Origin of the sequence: Mycobacteroides sp. CBMA 271 (genome assembly GCF_009729205.1) — a bacterium.
Taxonomy (GTDB): Bacteria; Actinomycetota; Actinomycetes; order Mycobacteriales; family Mycobacteriaceae; genus Mycobacterium.
This window is the reverse complement of sequence record NZ_VTHB01000003.1, coordinates 337,204-357,124: the sequence shown is the minus strand read 5'-3', so window position 1 is coordinate 357,124 and position 19,921 is coordinate 337,204. Positions and strand designations below refer to the sequence as shown.

General features: G+C 64.3%; 17 protein-coding genes. 7 read left to right on the top strand and 10 right to left on the bottom strand.

The features are described 5' to 3' along the window. Window positions 1-2: 2 nt before the first annotated feature. Window positions 3-1,334, top strand: a complete 1,332-nt coding sequence (locus FZI91_RS10460; RefSeq protein ID WP_155938920.1) for an FAD-binding oxidoreductase — start codon at window positions 3-5, stop codon at window positions 1,332-1,334. Further along, entirely contained in the window at window positions 1,327-1,671 is a 345-nt protein-coding gene (locus tag FZI91_RS10455) for a nuclear transport factor 2 family protein (protein WP_155938919.1), read from the top strand. The genes FZI91_RS10460 and FZI91_RS10455 overlap by 8 nt, the downstream gene beginning before the upstream one ends. Here FZI91_RS10455 and FZI91_RS10450 read toward each other — a convergent pair. Then, window positions 1,621-3,087: a DHA2 family efflux MFS transporter permease subunit gene (locus FZI91_RS10450; RefSeq protein ID WP_309224081.1), complete on the bottom strand. Its 1,467-nt coding sequence runs from the start codon at window positions 3,085-3,087 to the stop codon at window positions 1,621-1,623. The two genes, FZI91_RS10455 and FZI91_RS10450, sit on opposite strands and share 51 nt — an antisense overlap. A gap of 22 nt (window positions 3,088-3,109) precedes the next feature. Then, the gene (locus tag FZI91_RS10445; RefSeq protein WP_155938918.1) at window positions 3,110-4,381 is read right to left on the bottom strand and encodes a multidrug effflux MFS transporter; all 1,272 of its coding nucleotides are present in this window, start codon (window positions 4,379-4,381) and stop codon (window positions 3,110-3,112) included. Between the two features lie 189 nt (window positions 4,382-4,570). Here FZI91_RS10445 and FZI91_RS10440 point away from each other — a divergent pair, with 189 nt between their 5' ends. From FZI91_RS10440 to FZI91_RS10425, 4 genes are all read left to right on the top strand, one after another. Next, window positions 4,571-5,314, top strand: a complete 744-nt coding sequence (locus FZI91_RS10440) for a hypothetical protein (RefSeq protein ID WP_155938917.1) — start codon at window positions 4,571-4,573, stop codon at window positions 5,312-5,314. 175 nt (window positions 5,315-5,489) lie between these two features. Continuing rightward, entirely contained in the window at window positions 5,490-9,227 is a 3,738-nt protein-coding gene (locus FZI91_RS10435; RefSeq protein WP_162525777.1) for a multifunctional oxoglutarate decarboxylase/oxoglutarate dehydrogenase thiamine pyrophosphate-binding subunit/dihydrolipoyllysine-residue succinyltransferase subunit, read from the top strand. Between the two features lie 173 nt (window positions 9,228-9,400). Further along, window positions 9,401-10,231 carry an SDR family oxidoreductase gene (locus tag FZI91_RS10430; RefSeq protein WP_155938916.1) on the top strand — a complete coding sequence of 277 codons (831 nt, stop codon included), beginning with the start codon at window positions 9,401-9,403 and terminating at the stop codon, window positions 10,229-10,231. A 45-nt stretch (window positions 10,232-10,276) separates the two neighbouring features. Next, window positions 10,277-11,110, top strand: coding sequence for an SDR family oxidoreductase (locus tag FZI91_RS10425; RefSeq protein ID WP_155938915.1), 834 nt, complete (start codon window positions 10,277-10,279; stop codon window positions 11,108-11,110). Window positions 11,111-11,193: 83 nt separating this feature from the next. On the opposite strand, the gene FZI91_RS10420 is transcribed toward FZI91_RS10425, so the two are convergent. Next, a complete protein-coding gene (locus FZI91_RS10420) occupies window positions 11,194-12,465 on the bottom strand; it encodes a serine hydrolase (protein WP_155938914.1) in 1,272 nt (423 codons plus the stop codon). 70 nt (window positions 12,466-12,535) lie between these two features. Further along, a complete protein-coding gene (locus tag FZI91_RS10415; RefSeq protein ID WP_155938913.1) occupies window positions 12,536-13,807 on the bottom strand; it encodes a serine hydrolase domain-containing protein in 1,272 nt (423 codons plus the stop codon). Between the two features lie 182 nt (window positions 13,808-13,989). Here FZI91_RS10415 and FZI91_RS10410 point away from each other — a divergent pair, with 182 nt between their 5' ends. Further along, window positions 13,990-14,205, top strand: a complete 216-nt coding sequence (locus FZI91_RS10410) for a hypothetical protein (protein ID WP_155938912.1) — start codon at window positions 13,990-13,992, stop codon at window positions 14,203-14,205. A 27-nt stretch (window positions 14,206-14,232) separates the two neighbouring features. Here FZI91_RS10410 and FZI91_RS10405 read toward each other — a convergent pair whose 3' ends face one another. The 6 genes from FZI91_RS10405 to FZI91_RS10380 form a co-directional block, all read right to left on the bottom strand. Beyond that, complete coding sequence (locus FZI91_RS10405; protein WP_203448789.1) at window positions 14,233-15,090, bottom strand: glycine betaine ABC transporter substrate-binding protein; 858 nt, start codon at window positions 15,088-15,090, stop codon at window positions 14,233-14,235. Window positions 15,091-15,094: 4 nt separating this feature from the next. Continuing rightward, entirely contained in the window at window positions 15,095-16,258 is a 1,164-nt protein-coding gene (locus FZI91_RS10400; RefSeq protein WP_162525778.1) for an NADP-dependent malic enzyme, read from the bottom strand. Window positions 16,259-16,398: 140 nt separating this feature from the next. Next, on the bottom strand, window positions 16,399-17,010 hold the full coding sequence (locus FZI91_RS10395) for a MarC family protein (RefSeq protein WP_162525779.1): 612 nt from the start codon (window positions 17,008-17,010) through the stop codon (window positions 16,399-16,401). Between the two features lie 52 nt (window positions 17,011-17,062). After that, the gene (locus FZI91_RS10390; protein ID WP_155938911.1) at window positions 17,063-17,818 is read right to left on the bottom strand and encodes a pyrimidine reductase family protein; all 756 of its coding nucleotides are present in this window, start codon (window positions 17,816-17,818) and stop codon (window positions 17,063-17,065) included. 1 nt (window position 17,819) lies between these two features. Next, complete coding sequence (locus FZI91_RS10385; RefSeq protein ID WP_162525780.1) at window positions 17,820-19,043, bottom strand: cytochrome P450; 1,224 nt, start codon at window positions 19,041-19,043, stop codon at window positions 17,820-17,822. Then, the gene (locus tag FZI91_RS10380) at window positions 19,040-19,915 is read right to left on the bottom strand and encodes a methyltransferase domain-containing protein (RefSeq protein ID WP_155938909.1); all 876 of its coding nucleotides are present in this window, start codon (window positions 19,913-19,915) and stop codon (window positions 19,040-19,042) included. The genes FZI91_RS10385 and FZI91_RS10380 overlap by 4 nt, the downstream gene beginning before the upstream one ends. Window positions 19,916-19,921 lie beyond the last annotated feature (6 nt).

Sequence of the window (19,921 nt, the reverse complement as noted above, 5' to 3'; positions counted from 1 at the left end):
CCATGTCTGCGCTCCTCACGGCTCTCGCCCAGATCGTCGGCGATCGGTACGTGAGTACGGACTCGGATGTGTTGGCTGGACGGGTCATCGACCACACGGGGCGATACAGCGGCCACGCCAGCGTCCTGGTGCGACCCGGATCCGCTGACGAGGTGTCGAAGGTACTGCGGGCGTGCCGAGACGCGGGACAGGCAGTCACTACCCAGGGCGGACGGACGTCGATGGTCGCGGGCACCGTCCCCGAACACGACGACGTTCTGCTTTCCACCGAACGGCTCACCGATATCGGCGCCATCGACACCGTCGATCGACGGGTCCGCGCGGGCGCCGGCGTCACCCTCGCCGCGTTGCAACAGGCCGCCGCCAAGGAGAATCTCCAGTTCGGTGTGGACATCGGTTCGCGCGACTCGGCGACTGTGGGCGGGATGGCGTCCACGAACGCAGGCGGCCTGCGCACGGTGCAGTTCGGCAACATGCGCGAGCAAGTCATCGGCCTAGAGGTCGCACTCCCCGATGGCTCAATCATGGAGCGCCACAGCGATGTTCGCGCCGATAACACCGGCTACGACCTGACCAGTCTGTTCGTCGGCGCCGAAGGCACCCTCGGCGTCATCACCGCGCTCGAACTGCGCCTGCACCCCATTTCGAAACGCCGCGTCGTCGCGCTCACCGGATTCGACAATCTGGATCGGCTCGTGGAAGCAAGCCGGCTCTTCCGTGATCTCAGCGGCATCGGCGCGCTGGAGCTCATGGATTCCAGGTTGGGTGTCCCCAGCCCGGTCGACAACCCCTGGCTGCTGCTCATTGAACTCGCCCGAGACGGCGATCCCACCGAGGACCTTGCCGAGGCGCTCGACGCCGCCGGAGTCGGCGAGCGGGCCGCCGTCGGCCTGGACGCCAATTCCCGCGACAGGCTCTGGCAGGTCAGAGAATCCATCGCCGAGGCGCTGGGCACCTACGGTCCACCGCTGAAATTCGATGTGGCCCTGCCCTTGACGCAGATCGGCGAGTTCGAACGCCGCGCCACCGCGCTGATTGCCACCACCGTCCCCGACGCGATACCCGTACTGTTCGGCCATGTCGGCGAGGGCAACCTGCACTTAAATGTGTTGCGCTGCCCCGACTCCACCGCGTTGTATCAGCCCATGATGACGCTCATCGCCGACCTCGGCGGCAACGTCAGCTCCGAGCACGGTGTCGGCACGCTCAAACGTGATTACCTCGGCATGGCCCGCACGTCCGGAGACATCGCCGCCATGCGGGCGGTCAAGGCCGCGTTCGATCCCACCGGGTATCTCAATCCGGCGGTTCTGTTCGGGAGCAACAATGCGTGATCCGAAGGAGTTCACCCAGAACTGGATCGCGGCCTGGAACGCCCACGATGCGGAGGCGGTGCTGGCGCATTTTCATGACGACGCCGTCTTTACCTCTCCGTACGGCGCCGAGGTCGCGCCGGAGACCGGTGGCGTCTTCCGGGGCAAGGAGGCGATACGCGCCTATTGGTCCAAGGCCCTAGAGAGCAACCCGGATCTGCACTTTGAACCCGTCAACGTCTATGTGGGTGTCACATCCATCGTCATCAACTACCGAAACCACCGCGGCGACCTCGTCAACGAGGTCCTAATCTTCGACGGCGACAGCGTGATCGAGGGGCACGGCACCTACCTGTGAACCTGCGGGCCGCATGAATAGCGCGGCCACCAGACCCACCACCAGCGCGGCGACTCCCAGCAGCATGGACTGCGACATTGCCGTCGAGAACGGCGCACGCAACGCCTCCGGCACGGGACCCACCTGATCCGAAGAGCCAGACATCGAAGGCATATTCGCCGTGAGTCGCGCCGTCATCAACGCCCCCATCGCCGAGCTGCCCACCACGCCGCCAACCTGGCGCAGTGTGTTGTAAACCCCAGAACCGGCCCCCGCCACCTCGGACTGCAGATTTCGAGTTGCGGTGGTGGCCAACGGCCCCCAGATGCATGCCATAGCCGCACCGATGCCCGCTGCCGGCACCATGAGCTGCCACATCTGCGTGCCCGGCCGCATCATCGCCGTCCAGCACAACGTCGAGACGATCATCAACGAGATGCCCCCGCCGACAAGAATCGAGGGCCGCACCCGGTTCACCAGCCATCCGGCCACCGGCGCCAGGATCCCGCTCACAATGGCCGTCGGGGCCTGTGTCAACGCAGCCTTTGTCGGCGAAAAGCCCAGCGCCAGTTGGGTGTAAAACATCATCGGCAGGCTGGTGGAGATCACGCAGAAACTCATCGACGCAATGCCCACACCGGACAGCGAGAAGTTGCGGTCCGCGAACAAGCGCAGCGGGATCAGCGGCTCACCCCGATTCACCGACTGCCACCACACGAACACCCCCAGCATCACCACACCGGCGGCCATCAGCACCCAGATGCCAGGCGCCCAACGGAAGCTCTCCCCCTCCTGCAGGGCGAACACGAACGCAAACATGCCGACGGCCGAGAGCACGATGCCGAGCAGATCCAGCCGGTGTCGGCACGTGGGAAATGTCGGGATGTAGATCGCGCCCAAGATCATGCCCAGCACTCCGACGGGAACGTTGACATAAAAAATCCACTGCCAGCCCCACCCGTCGACCAATACGCCACCGGCGACCGGACCGACCAGCGTCGCGATTCCCGCGACCGCACCCCACACCCCCATCGCGGTGCCGCGTCGCTCCGGCGGGAACACACGCTGCACCACCGTCAGCGTCTGCGGCGTCAGCATCGCCGCGCCAACGCCCTGCACTACCCGCGCGGCGATCAGCATGCCGATCGATCCAGCGAGCCCACACCACAGCGAGGACGCCGTGAAAACCGCGAGGCCCGCCAGGTACATCGATCGTGGACCGAACTGATCCCCCAGTCGCCCGGTGACCAGCAGCGGCACCGCGTAGCCCAGCAGGTAGGCGCTCGTCACCCACACCGTCGCCGAGTAGTCGGCATCGAACCCGGCCTTGATGGCGGGATTGGCGACCGACACGATCGTCGAGTCGAGCAGGATCATGAACAGCCCGAACAGCACCACCCACAACGTCGTCCACGGCCGCGGATATTCAGGGTGCACGGCCACGGAATCTAGTCGTCGCTCAACTGGCGACACGATTTCGCACGACCGCCAGCCCCACCAGGGCCAGCACCACCCCGATCGTCATGACAACAGCCACGGCGAGTGCGTTGTTGCCCAACGCTCCCACCAGGGGCGCGATCACCGCGCCGACGCCGAACTGCGAGGCGCCCAGCACCGCCGCCGAAGTTCCGGCCGCCTCACCGTGCCGGGACAGCGCCAACGCCGGCGCGTTGGGGATAACGAATCCCATCAGCGCCATGAGCGTCCATACCGGCGCCACGAATCCGACGAGCCCACCAATACCCAGCCCGGCCAGCACCAACAACACCACCGCCGGAATCAGGGCCAGCGACAGGCACCATTGCACGATCTGTTGCGGTTCGAATCGCTTGAGCAACACCACATTGAGCTGCGACGCCGCGACAAACGCAATGGCTCCTGCGCCGAAGACGATCGCGAACATCTGCTGATTCATGCCGTACTGCCCTTGCAGCACGAAGGAGGCACCAGAGATATAGGCGAACAGGCCGGACAGCGAGAGCCCGGCCACGAGTACCAGCACCACGAACACCTTGTCGCGCAGCAGATCGCGATACGTCTGCAGGATGGACCGCACGTGTAGCGGTCGCCGCGCGGCAGGCGGCAGCGTCTCGGGCAGTGCCACCACCGCCAGGATGAGGAGCAGAACCCCCAAACACGACAGGGCGGCAAACACGTGGTGCCACGACCCGCGCACCAGCACGGCCGCGCCCAGCGACGGGGCCAGAATCGGCGCGATGCCGATCACCAGGGTGAGCCGGGAGATAACCGTGGCTGCGGCCTTATCGGTATAGAGATCGCGCACCACCGCCATCGCCACCACCATGGCCGCCGCCGCACCCACTCCCTCGATGGCCCGCAAGATGCCCAACACCACGATGTTCGGTGCGACGGTGATCGCCAGCGATGCCACCACGTGTAGGGCGGCCCCGGCGATCAGCGGCAGGCGTCTACCCAGCGAGTCCGACAGTGGCCCCACCAACAGCTGCCCCAGACCCAAACCCACCAACGTTCCGGTGAGAGTCAGCTGCGTCAGGGTCGAGGTGACATGCAGGTCAGACCCGATATCGGGCAAGGCCGGCAAGTACATGTCGATGGTGAGCGGGCCCAAGGCAACCATCGCACCCAGCACGGTGATGAGCCAGGCTCTACCCAGCCGGGTGGAGGGGGCCACGACCGGACTCCCTGACGTGGGAGCGGGCGTAGTCGTCTCACTCGCGGCAGATGTCATCTCAGTGCTCAGCGCGCGCATGTGGAAAATCCTTCCCTTTCCTAACAAATGTGAGCTGCGTCTCATGAGCGCGGTGCCCATCGAGTGTTCGCTTCGGCCGCCACGCCAGGAACGAAAAACAGGCGTCGTTCGTCTTCACTACTGTGAGGACGGAACTTCGCTCATAACCAGTGATCCCCGTCTAGCCCACCGCACTGAAGGAACACGCCGATGAGCACTCGTATCACCGAACCGCAGCGGCAGCTCGCGTTGAAGGAGCCCAAGCTCGGGGCCTCCGGCAAGCTGCTCTCGCTCATCCTGGGCCAGAGCACCAAGGTTCAGGAGCCCGCGGTCCGCGCCTACGTCCAAAAACTGCGCGCTTCCCACCCCGGTGCCGGCCCCGCCGACATCATCACGATGCTGGAGAAACGGTACCTGGCGACGGTGATGGGCAGTGGTGCGGCCGTCGGTGCCGCCGCCGCCTTCCCGGGAGTCGGCACACTGGCCGCGCTGTCGGCCACCGCCGGCGAAGCGGTCTTGTTTCTCGAGGCGACGTCGTTGTTCACCCTTGCGCTGGCCGCCGTCCACGACATCGAACTCGCCAAGGTCGAGCACCGGCACACCCTGGTGCTCGCGGTCCTGCTGGGCGAGGACGGTGAAACGACGGTCTCGGACGTGTTGGGCAAGGAGCGCACCGTCGGCGGTGGCTGGCTGGCCGAAGCGACCTCGACGCTACCGATGCCCGCACTCAGCCACCTGAATGCCACCCTGCTCAAACGGTTCACCAAGAAGTTCGCGCTCAAGCGCGGCGCGATGGCTTTCGGCAAGTTGTTGCCCGCCGGGATCGGCGCCGTGATCGGGGCCGGCGGGAACAGGTTCATCGGCAAACGAATTATCAACAATGCGCGCAATGCCTTTGGGCCGCCCCCGAGGTCGTGGCCGGCGCAGCTGCGGCTGGTCGCGCCCAACAGCTAGCAACGACCAGGGGTGGCTGTTCACCGCGCCGCCACTCCTCGGCCATCAGCCGCGCCGAAGATGTCGCCGCTGTCATGGAACGCTGACACGTCATCCCAAATGGCGACGCGTTAGCCTGGTACCGGTCGCTAATCGGACTGAAGATCGAACGAGACGGAGCGAGGCGAAGACTGCCGTGAACGGTTCAAATCCCCAATTCGGGCAGAACGAATGGCTGGTCGAGGAGATGTACCGGCGATTCAAGGAAGACCCGTCGTCGGTGGACTCCAGCTGGCACGAATTCCTCGCCGACTACCAAGCCGAGCCCGTAGCCGAATCGGCCGGCGCGACGGCCAACGGCCAGGCGGCCGCGACCGCCCCAACACCTGCACCCGCGGCCCCTGCGCCCACGGCCCCTGTGCCTGCCGCTCCGGCGGTCGCTGCGCCGGCGCCCGCTGCCCCCCAAGCTCCCGCGCCGAAGCCGGCGACCGTGCCTTCTCCCGCTGCCCCGCCCGCACCGATACCGTCCGCCGAAGGTGACGAGACTCAGGTGCTGCGCGGTGCCGCGGCCGCCGTCGTCAAAAACATGTCGGCATCCCTGGAGATCCCGACCGCCACCAGCGTCCGGGCTATCCCCGCCAAGCTGATGATCGACAACCGCATCGTCATCAATAACCACCTCAAGCGCACCCGCGGCGGCAAGATCTCCTTCACCCACCTACTGGGCTACGCCATCGTCCAGGGCGTCAAGAGCTTCCCGAACATGAACCGGCATTTCGCCGAGATCGACGGGAAGCCGGTAGCGGTGACGCCCGCTCATGTGAACCTGGGCCTGGCCATCGACCTGCCCGGCAAGGGCGGCAATCGCACCCTTGTCGTCGCCGCCATCAAGGGTTGCGAGACAATGGCTTTCGGCCAGTTCATCGCTGCTTACGAAGACATCGTGCGCCGCGCCAGGGACGGCAAGCTGACCGCCGAGGACTTCTCCGGGGTCACCATCTCGCTGACCAACCCGGGCACCATCGGCACTGTGCATTCGGTACCGCGGCTTATGCGCGGTCAAGGCGCCATCGTCGGTGCCGGCGCGCTGGAGTACCCCGCCGAGTTCCAGGGTGCCAGCGAGGAACGCATCTCCGATCTGGGCATCGGCAAACTCATGACGCTGACGTCCACCTACGACCACCGCCTCATCCAGGGCGCCGAATCCGGCGATTTCCTACGCACGGTGCACCAGCTGCTGCTCTCCGACGACTTTTTCGATGACATCTTCCGCGAGCTGGGCATCCCTTACGAGCCGGTGCGCTGGCGCATCGACAACCCCGATTCGATCGTCGACAAGAACGCCCGAGTACTGGAACTGATTGCGGCATACCGCAATCGGGGCCACCTGATGGCCGATACCGATCCGCTGCGCCTAGACAAAACCCGCTTCCGCAGCCACCCCGATCTGGATGTACTCACCCACGGGCTGACGCTGTGGGACCTGGACCGCGAGTTCAAGGTCTCGGGGTTCAAGGGCCAGGAGTACATGAAGCTGCGCGACGTGCTCTCGGTGTTGCGCGACGCGTACTGCCGGCATGCCGCGGTGGAATACACCCACATCCTGGAACCCGAGCAGCAGAAGTGGCTGCAGGAGCGCATCGAGGTCAAGCACGACAAGCCCACCGTCGCCGAGCAGAAGTACATCCTCTCCAAGCTCAATGCCGCCGAGGCGTTCGAGACCTTCTTGGCCACCAAATACGTTGGACAGAAGCGGTTCTCACTAGAGGGCGCCGAGGGCGTCATCCCGATGATGGACGCCGTCATCGACCAGAGTGCCGAGCACAGCCTCGACGAGGTAGTCATCGGCATGCCGCACCGCGGTCGCCTCAACGTGCTGGCCAATATCGTCGGCAAGCCCTACTCCAAGATCTTCACGGAGTTCGAGGGCAACCTGAATCCGGCGCTGGCGCATGGTTCCGGCGACGTCAAGTACCACCTGGGCGCCTCCGGCACCTATATCCAGATGTTCGGCGAGAACGACATCGAGGTCTCGCTGACCGCCAACCCCTCGCACCTGGAGGCCGTCGACCCGGTTCTGGAAGGCCTGGTGCGGGCCAAGCAGGACGTTCTCGACGTCGACACCGACGGTGGTCGCTTCACCGTGGTGCCGCTCATGCTGCACGGTGACGCCGCATTCGCCGGACAGGGCGTGGTCGCCGAAACCCTGAACCTGGCCAATCTCCCGGGCTATCGCACCGGCGGCACCATTCACATCGTGGTCAACAACCAGATCGGTTTCACCACCTCCCCGGAGCATTCACGATCCACCGAGTACTGCACCGACGTCGCGAAAATGATCGGGGCACCGATCTTCCATGTCAACGGGGACGACCCCGAGGCATGCGTTTGGGTGTCGCGACTCGCCGTCGACTTCCGGCAGCAGTTCAACAAGGACGTCGTCATCGACCTCGTCTGCTACCGCCGGCGGGGCCACAACGAGGGTGACGATCCCTCGATGACGAACCCGCAGATGTACGAGGTGATCGACACCAAGCGCGGTGTGCGCAAGACATACACCGAATCTCTGATCGGCCGCGGCGATATCTCGATGAAGGAGGCCGAGGACGCCCTGCGCGACTACCAAGGCCAGCTGGAGCGGGTGTTCAACGAGGTCCGCGATCTAGAGAAGTACCAGCAGCGGCCCAGCGAGTCGGTGGAAGAGGATCAGCAGCTGCCACAGAAGCTGGTCACCGCCGTCGACAAGGCACTACTGCAACGCATCGGCGACGCATTCCTGTCGGTGCCGGAGGACTTCACCGTGCATCCGCGCGTCAAGCCGGTGCTGGAGAAGCGTCGCGAAATGGCCTACGAAGGCAAGGTCGACTGGGCCTTCGGCGAACTGCTTGCCCTCGGCACCCTGGTCGCCGAAGGCAAGGTGGTGCGGCTCACGGGTCAGGACTCCAAGCGCGGGACGTTCACCCAGCGCCACGCGGTGATCATCGACCGCCACACCGGCATCGAGTTCAGCCCGCTGCAACTGGTCGGGGTCGACGCCGAGGGCAATCCCACGGGTGGACGCCTCGTGGCGCACGATTCGGCGCTGTCGGAGTATGCGGCGCTGGGCTTCGAGTACGGCTATTCCGTAGGCAATCCCGACGCAATGGTGTTGTGGGAAGCCCAGTTCGGCGACTTCGTCAACGGTGCACAATCCATCATCGACGAGTTCATCTCCTCCGGTGAGGCCAAATGGGGTCAGCTCTCCGAGGTAGTGCTACTCCTGCCCCACGGCCACGAAGGACAGGGCCCCGACCACACCTCGGGCCGCATCGAGCGGTTCCTCCAACTGTGCGCCGAGGGCTCGATGACGGTAGCGATGCCCTCCACGCCCGCCAACTACTTCCATCTGTTGCGGCGCCACGCCTTGGACGGCATCACCCGGCCGATGGTGGTATTCACGCCAAAGTCCATGTTGCGCAACAAGGCCGCGGTCAGCGATATCAAGGACTTCACCGACCGCAAGTTCCGCTCGGTGCTCGAAGAGCCCACCTACGAGGACGGCATCGGCGATCACAGCAAGGTCAAGCGAATCCTGCTGACCAGCGGCAAGCTGTACTACGACCTACTGGCACGCAAGAACGCCGACAAGCGCGAAGACGTTGCGATCGTGCGCATCGAGCAGCTGTACCCCATCCCGCGCTACCGCCTCGAAGAGACCCTGGGACGGTATCCGGATGGTACGCAGTACATCTGGGTGCAGGAAGAACCTGCCAACCAGGGCGCGTGGCCGACCTTCGGACTGAATCTGCCCGAAGTAGTGCCGCGCCTGGCCGGCCTCACCAAGATCTCGCGGCGGGCCATGTCGGCACCGTCCTCCGGCTCCTCGAAGGTGCACGCAGTCGAGCAGCAGGAGATCATCGACGAGGCGTTTGCACCCACCTCTCCGCAAGAGTGAGTGGGCGCAAGGAATAGGCGAACGGCACTTAGCCGTGAAACGTGATGACACGAATGACGGGGTAAGGCGCCAGATCCACCCGAACGGATGATGAGCCCTCACCCGTCCGCAGGTCATCCATTACTCTCACTCATTGACGTCAGCCTCACAACGTAAATGGTCAGGAGTGCCCAATGGAGGGCTTCAGCGGCAAGGTCGCGGTGGTTACCGGCGCGGGTTCGGGTATCGGGCGGGCTCTGGCCGTCGAGCTGGCCCGCTCCGGCGCCAAGGTGGCCATCAGCGATATCGACACCGAAGGATTGGCCGAGACCGAACGCCAGGTCAAGGCGCTGGGCGCCGAGGTGCGCGCCGATCGCCTCAATGTGGCTGAGCGCGAAGCCTTCCTGCTCTACGCCGATACCGTCAAGGAACATTTCGGCAAGGTCAACCAGATATATAACAACGCCGGCATCGACTTCCACGGCGACGTCGAGATCAGCGAGTTCAAGGACATCGAACGGATCATCGATGTCGACTTCTGGGGTGTCGTCAACGGCACCAAGGCCTTCCTACCGCACCTGATCTCCTCCGGCGACGGTCACGTCATCAACGTCTCCAGCATCTTCGGTGTGATGGCATGCCCAGGTCAAAGTGCTTACAACGCAGCAAAATTCGCGGTGCGCGGGTTCACCGAATCGCTGCGCCAGGAGATGATCGTGGGCAAAAAGCCCGTCGCCGTCACCTGCGTGCACCCCGGCGGCATCAAGACCAATGTGGCCCGCAATGCCACGATGGCCGAAGGGTATGACCACGCCGAGTTCTCGAAGTTGTTCGACAAGCTGGCTCGAACCAGCCCGCAGGCGGCGGCCCGGATCATCATGACCGCCGTCCGCAAGAAGAAGCCGCGAGTACTGGTCGGACCCGACGCCAAGGTGATCGACGTCGCGGTTCGGCTGACGGGCGCCCGCTACCAGGACCTCTTCCTCCTCGGCGAGCGGTTCCTGATGCCCAAACGATCCAGCTGACCCAGTACGCTCACTACTAGACACAGGTATAACAAGGAGGCACACATGGAAGGCTTCAGCGGCAAGGTCGCCGTGGTCACAGGCGCGGGTTCCGGTATCGGACGCGCATTGGCCGTCGAGCTGGCCCGCTCCGGCGCCAAGGTGGCCATCAGTGACGTCGACGCCGAAGGATTGGCCGAGACCGAACGCCAGGTCAAGGCACTGGGTGCCGAGGTGCGCGCCGATCGCCTCAATGTCGTTGAGCGCGAAGCCTTCCTGCTCTACGCCGATGCCATCAAGGACCACTTCGGCAAGGTCAACCAGATCTACAACAACGCCGGTATCGCCTTCCAGGGCGAGGTGGAGGAAAGCCAGTTCAAGGACATCGAGCGGATTATCGATGTCGACTTCTGGGGCGTGGTCAACGGCACCAAGGCCTTCCTGCCGCACCTGATCGCCTCCGGCGACGGTCACGTCGTCAACGTCTCCAGCCTGTTCGGCGTGCTGGCCATGCCCGGCCAAAGCGCTTATAACGCAGCCAAATTCGCGGTGCGCGGGTTCACCGAATCGCTGCGCCAGGAGATGATCATCGGCAAAAAGCCCGTCGCCGTCACCTGCGTGCACCCCGGCGGCATCAAGACCGCCATCGCACGCAACTCCACCACCGCCGAGGGCTACAACCAGAAGCAAATGGCGGCGATGTTCGACAAGTACCTGGCGCACACCAGCCCCGAGGCGGCAGCCCGCATCATCATGACAGCGGTCCGCAAGAAGAAGCCGCGTGTACTCGTCGGAGCCGACGCCAAGGTTCTCGATCTCCTGGTGCGCGTCACCGGTGCCCGCTACGAGGATATTTTCTCGCTGGTCACCCGGTTTGTCCTGCCCAAGCCCGGGAAGTAGCCCACTCCTTCACACCGAGTAGTCGCTTCTTGCACGAAATCCCCGGCATGCGCGTGTAAGAAGCGTCTACTCGGCAATGAGAGTTACCGCGCCGCGCGGACAATCGACGGCAAGAAGGTACCGATGATGGTCTGATCGAAGACCATCGTGCTGGGAAGCCGGTTGTGCACCACGGCCACGGAGATCTTGCGTTTCTGATCGGCCCAACCGAAGGAACCGCCCAGACCGATATGCCCGAAGCCACCACCGATGACGGGAATCGGCAGTGAGTGGTAGCCGCGATGCCAACCCATGGGAAGTCCCAACGAATGATCGATCCGGTAGCTGTTCTTGCGCCCCAGCCCCTTGGTGACTTCCGGTGAAAGCAGGCGTATTCCACCGACGCTGCCGTCACCGGCCAGCGCGGAGTACAGCTTGGCCAGCGCCGGTGCGGTACAACAGCCGCTACCCGCACCGCAGCGCAGATCCATCACCGCGGCGCTCGCGTGTCCGTCATCGGCCAACAGCATTTCCGCACCGGGCTGATACAGCGTTGACGCCGCACCCTTAACCCCGGGGATCTTGTCCAACATCCCCATGACGGGCGGGGCGGTGCGGCGAATGAACCCGGTCCGCGCGACACGATCCAAATACGGTGTGAGCGCGGCAGACTCGGAGGGCGCGTCAGCAGGCGGGCGCCCCAGGTAGATGCCGTCAACCCCGAGCGTCTCAGCCAGCTCGGTGCGATACAGCTCCTCCAGATCCTTGCCGGTGACGGCCTTGGCGAGCCGTCCCATCAGCCAGCCGATGGACAGCGCGTGATAGGCGGGCTTCCCGAAATATCTGTCGACGGGTGCGGCGGCAAGCCGATCCGCCATCAGGTCCGGATCGAACATCTCCTCATAGTTGTGCGCCACACCCGTCAGCCGCGACAGACCCGCGGTGTGTGACAGGATCTCGTCGACCGTGATCGCGCCCTTACCGTTGGCCGCGAACTCGGGCCAATATCGTGCGACCGGTTGGTGGTACTCGAGCAGCCCGCGATCCACCAGTCGATGGATGATCGTCGCGGTGACCCCCTTGGACGCCGAGAAGATGTTCCCGGCAGTGTCACGAGTCCACTCGTGGCCCTTCTGCGCCGTACCCGCCCACAGATCGAGTACGGGTTCTCCATCCATGTACACGCAGATACCGCCGCCCCCGACGCGGTATCGGGTGAAGGCGAGCGCGAAGACCCGAACGACTCCCCGGAACTCGGGGCGAGCCCACCCATGCACCCCCGCAGGCAGCTCCATACCGCGTTCCAGCGGCGGGTAGGCGAACTGCGAAGGTGACGGTTCTGCGGCCCCGTCATCAAGGCCGTGCGGTTGTGCCATGTAACACTGAGTACCAGGTACTTGACGTTAAGACAAGGGTGTCCGCAGCAATGTCAGGACACGCGCACCCTCAGCCGACGGCCTTGACGATCTGCGGCCACAGGAACGCGAACGAGATCTGGTCGAGTGCCATCGTCATGGGTAGCCGGTTATGGGTGAAGCCGACCGAGATCCGGCGCTTGGGATCAGCCCATCCCATCGAACCGCCAAGTCCGATATGGCCGAACCCGCTGCGGAAACCTCTCATCGGCAGCGACATGTATCCGAGGTGCATTCCCATGGGGAACACGATGGTGTGATCGATGGCCAGATTGGGTTTACGAGACAGTCCGGCAACGGTTTCCTCCGAAAGGAACTCGCGCCCGTCGACGGTGCCGCCGCCGGCGAGGGCCGCGTACATCTTGGCGAGCGAGGACGCCGTGGCCACCGCGTTGGCGGCGGGCGCCTGCATGTCGTACAGCGCTGAGTTCAAGGTGCCGTCATCGGCGAGGATCCGCTCCATTCCAGGCTCGTACATCGTCCCAATGGCGCCTTCGAAACCGGGGAGGCGGTCAATGGCACGGATGACCGTCGGCAGCACCCGGCCCACCAGAGGCTTGCTCACAACAGATTCCAGGAACGGATACATCGATGCAGCCTTGGTCGGCGAGGTGCGCGGCGGGCGACCCAGGTGAATCCCTTCCACCCCAAGCGGTTCGGCGATTTCGGTACGAAACAGCTCACGCATGTCCTGCCCGGTGACCGCACGCGCCATACCCGCAAGCAGCCAGCCGAAGGTGAGCGCGTGGTACGCCCGCTTGCCGTAGAACTTGTCGACGGGCGCCGCGGCCAGGCGCTGTTCCATCAGCTCGTGATCGACGATTTCCTCTGCATGGCAGACGATTCCGTCCAGGCGGGAAAGTCCGGCGCGGTGATCCAGCACCTGCCGCACGGTGATCGACGACTTGCCGTTGGCACCGAATTCGGGCCAGTACCGCGCGACCGGGGCGTCGTAGGCGAGCAGGCCACGGTCTACCAGGCGGTGAATGACGGTAGCGGCGATGCCCTTCGACGCCGAAAAGACGAGCGCTCCGGTATCGCGGGTCCAGCCCTGCCCGGCGGCAGCCGCACCCGCCCAGATGTCCAACGCGGGTTCGCCGTCCACATAGACACTCAGCCCACCGCCACCCAGGCGATACTTCGTGAACATCCACTCGAAGGTCCGGACAACAGGCGCGAGCTCGGGCCGCGCCCAGCCCTCGACCCCATACGGCAGCCGCAATCCCGGCTGGTCATCCGGGTAAAGCTCGCCGATACGTGCAGGTGCAGTGGCCGCAACATTGGGGCCTAGTGGGATCGCCATAGTCAGATGTGACTATCACGCGCAAAATAGCCAGGTCAAGTCACGATTGAGCGTCGAGGGGTGTGCTCGGATCCAGTTCCAAGCCGAACTTTTACTGAATTCACAGAGTCATCAGGTCAAATGGAAGGTGGCGTCCGCTGCACGCGCACGCCACCAGAGCACCATCCACGGAGGGGAACATCATGAGCACCATCAGCCGCATCACTTCGGGCATTGCCGTCGCCGCACTCGCCGGCGGGATTATGGCCTTCGCCGCTGCGCCGGCATTCGCCGAGCCCGATGATCAGACCGGGCCCAACTTGGATACCGCCGATTTCCTGCCGCGGAGTGTCCACAGCGTCGATCTGGCCCACATCTCCGGGCATCCCCTCGTAGGTCCAGCACTTCCTGCTGAGTAACTCAGCAGGAACACAGACCTAACGGCGTCAACGCAGCAGGATCTGGTGATCGCCCAGCCAGGTGTCCACCACGCGACGGGGGTCGCCACCGCGGGAGACTTCACGCGTCATCGTCGCCAACTCCCCGGTGGTCAGCTCGCCGGCAACCTTATTGAGCGATAGCACCTGCGGCTCGGACAGCTCATTGCGCCGGTAGAGCGGCACCACATTGTTGGCCGGAAGCCAGTCCTTCTCGTCGTCGACCACGGTAACTCCGTCGGCGGGAAGGGCTGGATTGGCGGTAGACGTCCAAGCAACCGCGATATCTCCACGGGTGAGCGCCGCGAAAAGCTCTCCGGTGCCAGTGAATTGCCGCGGATTACCCGTCGGGCAGGTGCCGATGCGCGCGATGGGCACGGGTCCCTGACCCACCTGGCCGGCATGCGCCAGTTCATCGCAATGGCGCGCGAGACCGGCCAGCGTGGGCTTGGCCGACACACTGACCGCGGTGGCCGGAACGGCCACGGCGGGGCGATCTTCGGCGGTGCCGTAGTCGGCGGCGGCCACGCCGGCAGGTAGCGCCGCGATCATGGCCGTGTAGGTGGCCTCCGCGTCACCGCTTGGCCGCTGCTGAGGCGCGAACTGGCGCAACACTCCTCCGGTGAATCCCGGTGCCACACTCGCGATCCCGGTGTCTAACTCTCCCACCGGATCGACACTCTCCCGCACCTTGGTGTCAATACCGGTCGCCTTCACCACCGCCGCATAGATATGCGCGAGCACCAGATGCTGCGGGTCGGCGGTGGTCACCACCGTCAAATAGGGTGCAGGACCAGGGGTTCCGGAGCAGCCGGACAGCACCGCTACCGCAATCAGCAGCCCCGCCGCCCCTGCACGAGAAGTCAAACGTTTAGTCGATCTCGTGGGCAACAGCCTGGACAGCCGCGGCCACGGCAGGGCCGACGCGCGGATCCAGCGGGCTGGGCACAATCTTGTTGGGCGCCAGGTCCGGTTCCACAACCGAGAAGATCGCCTCGGCTGCAGCCACTTTCATCCGTTCGGTGATCTTGGTGGCCTCGGCGTCCAGCGCCCCCCGGAACACACCGGGGAAGGCCAGCACATTGTTGATCTGGTTCGGGAAGTCGCTGCGTCCGGTCGCCACGATGGCGGCGTACTTGGCGGCAACATGCGGATGAATCTCGGGGTCTGGGTTGGAGCACGCGAAGACGATGCTTTGGTCGGCCATGGTCGCAATGAGCGATTCATCGACCTTTCCGGCCGAAACGCCCAGGAACACATCGGCTCCCGCCAATGCCTCGGCCTGCCCTCCGACGAGACCGCGCGGGTTGGTACGCACGGCAAGGTCGGCCTTGAACTCGTTGAGATCGTCGCGGCTGGTGTGCACGATGCCCTTGGAATCCAACACGGTGACATCGGTGATGCCGTCCGCCAGCAGGATATTGGCGCACGCGACGCCCGCCGCACCCGCACCGGAGATCACGACCTTGAGCGACTTCTGGTCGCGGCCCAACACTCGTGACGCGCCCATGAGCGCGGCCAGCACCACGATCGCGGTGCCGTGCTGGTCGTCGTGCATCACCGGACAGTCGAGCGCCTCGATGACGCGGCGTTCGATCTCGAAACAACGTGGGGCCGAGATGTCCTCCAGGTTGACGGCACCGAACGTCGGGCGCAGTCGGATCAGCGTCTCAACAATCTCGTCGGGATCCTTGGTGTCGAGCACGATCGGGATGGAATTGAGCCCCGCGAAGGTCTTGAACAGGGCACTTTTGCCCTCCATGACGGGCAGTGACGCCGACGGGCCGATGTCGCCGAGCCCCAGCACCGCACTGCCGTCGCTGACCACCGCAACCAGGCGATGCGCCCAGGTGTACTTCTTGGCCAGGCTGGGATCAGCGGCGATGGCGCGCGACACCTGCGCTACGCCGGGGGTGTAGGCGATCGAGAGTGCACGCTGGGTATCCAGCGGCGACTTGAGCTCTACCGACAGCTTTCCATCGATATGTGCTTCGAAGATCTCTTCATCGGTTACGACGACGTCGGATGCGGTCACCGCGTCAGGCTACTGGTCCTGCCTGCTACCGGACAGTCCGACTCCCGAGTAACCTCGCCCGGCTCGACCCCGAATTGGGGGCAAGTGGCCCCCGGCCTGCACGGCTCACGCCGTCATGGCTTCACCGTGTGAAACGACCGTTACGCGCCCGCCACGAATCCGCGCACCGACTCGGCGATCATCTGCACCGCAATAGCGGCCAGTAACAGACCCGCCACCCGGGCCAACAGCATGATTCCGCCCTCACGCAGCACCCTGATGAGCAGCGTCGAGAATCGCAGCGTCAGATAGAGCACCAGGTGCACGCAGAGGATCGCGGCAGCGATGGCCAGGTACGTACCCCACTGACCTTCGGCCTGGCGGACCGCGATGATGGTTGCCGCGATGGCTCCGGGCCCCGCCATCAACGGGGTGCCCAGCGGCACCAGAGCCACATTCACCCCGCTGTCGGCGTTCTGACTGGTGGCGCCGCCCATCAAAAGCGACAGGCCGGTGATGAGGAGCAGCAGACCGCCGGCGCCCTGCAGCGCGGGCACACCAATATGTAGGTAGGACAAGATCGCCTGGCCGCCGATCGCGAACATCGAAATGACCGTCAGCGATACCAGCGGGGCCTGCCAGGCGGCGCGATGTCGCTGCGCGGCGGGCAGCCGACCCGTCAGCGACAGAAACACGGGTACCGCACCCGGGGGATCCATGATGACCACCAGGGTGATGAAAGCTGAGGTGAACACCGCGATATCGAATGCCACGACTTCAGTGTCTCAGGCCATCCCACGCATTCACCGGCTGTCGCTCGTCACGCTAGCGATATCGACCGGGTTCGCGTATCCAACGTGAATACTGATAGCCGTCCCAATCGTCGATCGTAAACATCCGTCGCATGGGCTGACGCACCGGCAACGACGAGAGGCACACGCGTTTCGACGGTCCGGAAACCAGCAGCGGCGCAGTGGTCAGGCAAATCTCGTCAACCAGACTCGCTGCGACAACATGACCAAGGAGAGTGGGCCCACCCTCGCACAAGATGCGGTGCAACCCGAGACTGCCCAACGCGGCGATGGCCTGCCGTGGCTCAACGGCGGTGTCGCCGGCCAGCACTACCAGTCCTCCTGCCGCCGCAATTGCTCGCCGAGCCGCTACCGGTGAACTACCACAGGTGATGACGACGGGTGGCGTGCTCGGGTCGGAGAACAGCGGCCCGGAGGTATCCAGATCCAGGCTGGCACTGACGACCGCGATGGGGGGCACTGGCGCCTGCCCGCACGCCCGACGCGCAAGGGCAGCGGTCTGACTCACGGCCACTGTTGAGTACTGCTCGACCCGGGCAGTACCCGCACCCACCAACACAACGTCGGCCATCTCGCGCAATAGCGCGAGCAACCGATGGTCACCCGCATTTCCCAGCGGCCCGGACAAACTGTCTATCTCGGTAGCACCGTCGATGCTCGCGATGAAGCTGACCCGCACGTACGGGGCGGCCGTGTCGGGATACCGGTAGCGATCGAACAGCTCGCCATTTTCAGCTAATCCCGTTGTCGTCGTGGTCGACTCGACCATGTCACACACCACCTTCCCTCGACTGGAACATCGCCGGTGCACAGTTGTTGGCGTTCACTGCCGCGGTAGGAACGGCATCGGCGCACTCTGGGAACCATGTCGGTGCCGCAAACCGTCGGCTGAGGGCGGCCAGACCATGCTCAAGTTCCGCTTTCGCGATGGTTGATCCGAGACAGCGGTAGATCCCATGACCGAAGAGCAATGAGCCGTTCCTTTCCCTCCGCCATATGTCGAACACGTCCGGATCGACATAGCGGCGTGCGTCGCGCGCAGCCGAGGGCGGGCAGAACAAGACCAAGGTTCCCGGGGGAATCACAAGGTCTCGGAAGCTAATTCGGGTCGTAGCAAATCGGAACAGCATGCCAATCTGGGGTGCCCATCGGGTGGCCTCCTCGACGGCTCCCTGAGCTGCCGCCGCGGATCTTCCCGCAGCGTCCCACTGCTCGGGTTGGGCCGACAGGGCTCGAGTGGCCTCCGTGAGCTGTCGGGCGACCGACTGCTGTCCGGCCCACGACATGAACACCAAAGCGTTCACCAACTCTGTTCGCGTCATAGCCGCTGAACCGGCGTCGTCGGACGCCAGAAGCAGAGCGGACGTGACATCCCGAGAAGGACTGCGGCTCTTGATGTCCACCAGTTCCTCGATGAACTGGTTCAGCTCGGAGATGGCCTGATCAAGCCGCGCACGAATGGAGACCAGATCGGTCCACGCGAAGATCTGCCCGGCATCATGGGCGAGGCACCAGAATCGATCGAAGTCCGTCTCTGCAATACCGAGCAGTTTGCATAGGACCGCGGAGGCGTATCGCGATGCGTGGAAACCGAAGTCGACGACGGAGTTGACCGGTATGTCTTCTACGAACTTCGCCGCGACCTCTTCGATGTGACGATCATGCTGACCGTTTTCGGGACAGCGTAAGAGGGGGCCAAGCACCCTGCGTAACCGATAATGCGTCTCACCGGTGGAGTTCTGGATCGTGGCAACAAACCACCGATAGAACGGACCAGACTCGACGCCGTGGGCCCGCATGAATCTCGGCCCGTCCTGGACAAGCCCTGGATTACGCAGTAGCTCATAACATTCGGGGAGACCGAGAACCATCGGAGCCTGAGGTGTGCGGGCATACCAATGCCGGCGGCGGGCATTCCCCACTGCGTCGCTGTCGAATCGGAACTCCGGATCGACGGTATCGAGAAACCGCGGTTCCGCACCGCAGCGAGTCATGTGGTCCCTCCACCGGGCTTGACCGCAGAGGCAAAGCAGTAGATCCAATCGCCCCGGCGCAGCGCCCGCGCCTGCCGAAAGCCACCGATGACATTGCGGGTGGCATGCGTCTGTCGGCGGCCAGGGTGCGCGATGAGAGTAGGTGCCTCCACAATCAACTTGGCGATGGCCAGCTTTCGCATCCGACGCGACGAACGCATGACGTTGGTCGTCGCATCGCGACATTCCACGTCGACGAGCCCGGCAGCCGTTGCGTAGCGACCGAATTCGGCTGCCGTGATGAGATCAGGCACTGCCCAGCACGTCGCCCAGTCGCTCAATCTTCGCTCGCCGTCTGGCGGTAGCGGGCGCGATGTCCGAAATCCGTCCGCAACCACGATGCGCCCGCCGGGCTTGAGTACCCGGGCCATTTCAGCCAGGAATCGCGCCTTGTCCGGAGCGTGACACATGCTTTCCTGTGCGATGGCCAGATCGTATCGCCCGTCCGGATACCCGGTATCGATGAAATCCCTTCGCTCGACGGTGACCTTGTCAGCGAGGCCCGCTGCGGCAATGAGGTCGGAGGCGACGCCAATCTGACTGTCTGACACAGTAATTCCGTCCACCGTCACTTCGAAATTGCGCGCCAGCCACATCGCAGTACCCGCGACACCGCATCCGGCATCCAGTACCCGCGCCCCGGGAGTCGGATACACACCCAAGAGCAGCCTGCGGTTAGCCTCTAACAGTGACTCTGCGTGCGAGCGCGTGTCTTCGCTCCAAAACCCGTAGTGCAGAGCATAACTGGATTCGTCACTCCAGACCTGCCGATACTGGTGCCATGTCTGCGTGTAGTAGTCGCCGATCTCTGCGGTTGTGATTGTTGTCGCCATCGTTGG

Bases quoted from the DNA above. Each gene is read 5' to 3' on its own strand.
- FZI91_RS10380 (WP_155938909.1), bottom strand. From the start codon at position 19,915: ATGGCGACAACAATCACAACCGCAGAGATCGGCGACTACTACACGCAG.
- FZI91_RS10415 (WP_155938913.1), bottom strand. From the start codon at position 13,807: ATGGCGATCCCACTAGGCCCCAATGTTGCGGCCACTGCACCTGCACGT.
- FZI91_RS10430 (WP_155938916.1), top strand. From the start codon at position 9,401: ATGGAGGGCTTCAGCGGCAAGGTCGCGGTGGTTACCGGCGCGGGTTCG.
- FZI91_RS10420 (WP_155938914.1), bottom strand. From the start codon at position 12,465: ATGGCACAACCGCACGGCCTTGATGACGGGGCCGCAGAACCGTCACCT.
- FZI91_RS10425 (WP_155938915.1), top strand. From the start codon at position 10,277: ATGGAAGGCTTCAGCGGCAAGGTCGCCGTGGTCACAGGCGCGGGTTCC.
- FZI91_RS10455 (WP_155938919.1), top strand. From the start codon at position 1,327: ATGCGTGATCCGAAGGAGTTCACCCAGAACTGGATCGCGGCCTGGAAC.
- FZI91_RS10410 (WP_155938912.1), top strand. From the start codon at position 13,990: ATGAGCACCATCAGCCGCATCACTTCGGGCATTGCCGTCGCCGCACTC.
- FZI91_RS10445 (WP_155938918.1), bottom strand. From the start codon at position 4,381: ATGCGCGCGCTGAGCACTGAGATGACATCTGCCGCGAGTGAGACGACT.
- FZI91_RS10440 (WP_155938917.1), top strand. From the start codon at position 4,571: ATGAGCACTCGTATCACCGAACCGCAGCGGCAGCTCGCGTTGAAGGAG.
- FZI91_RS10460 (WP_155938920.1), top strand. From the start codon at position 3: ATGTCTGCGCTCCTCACGGCTCTCGCCCAGATCGTCGGCGATCGGTAC.
- FZI91_RS10385 (WP_162525780.1), bottom strand. From the start codon at position 19,043: ATGACTCGCTGCGGTGCGGAACCGCGGTTTCTCGATACCGTCGATCCG.
- FZI91_RS10390 (WP_155938911.1), bottom strand. From the start codon at position 17,818: ATGGTCGAGTCGACCACGACGACAACGGGATTAGCTGAAAATGGCGAG.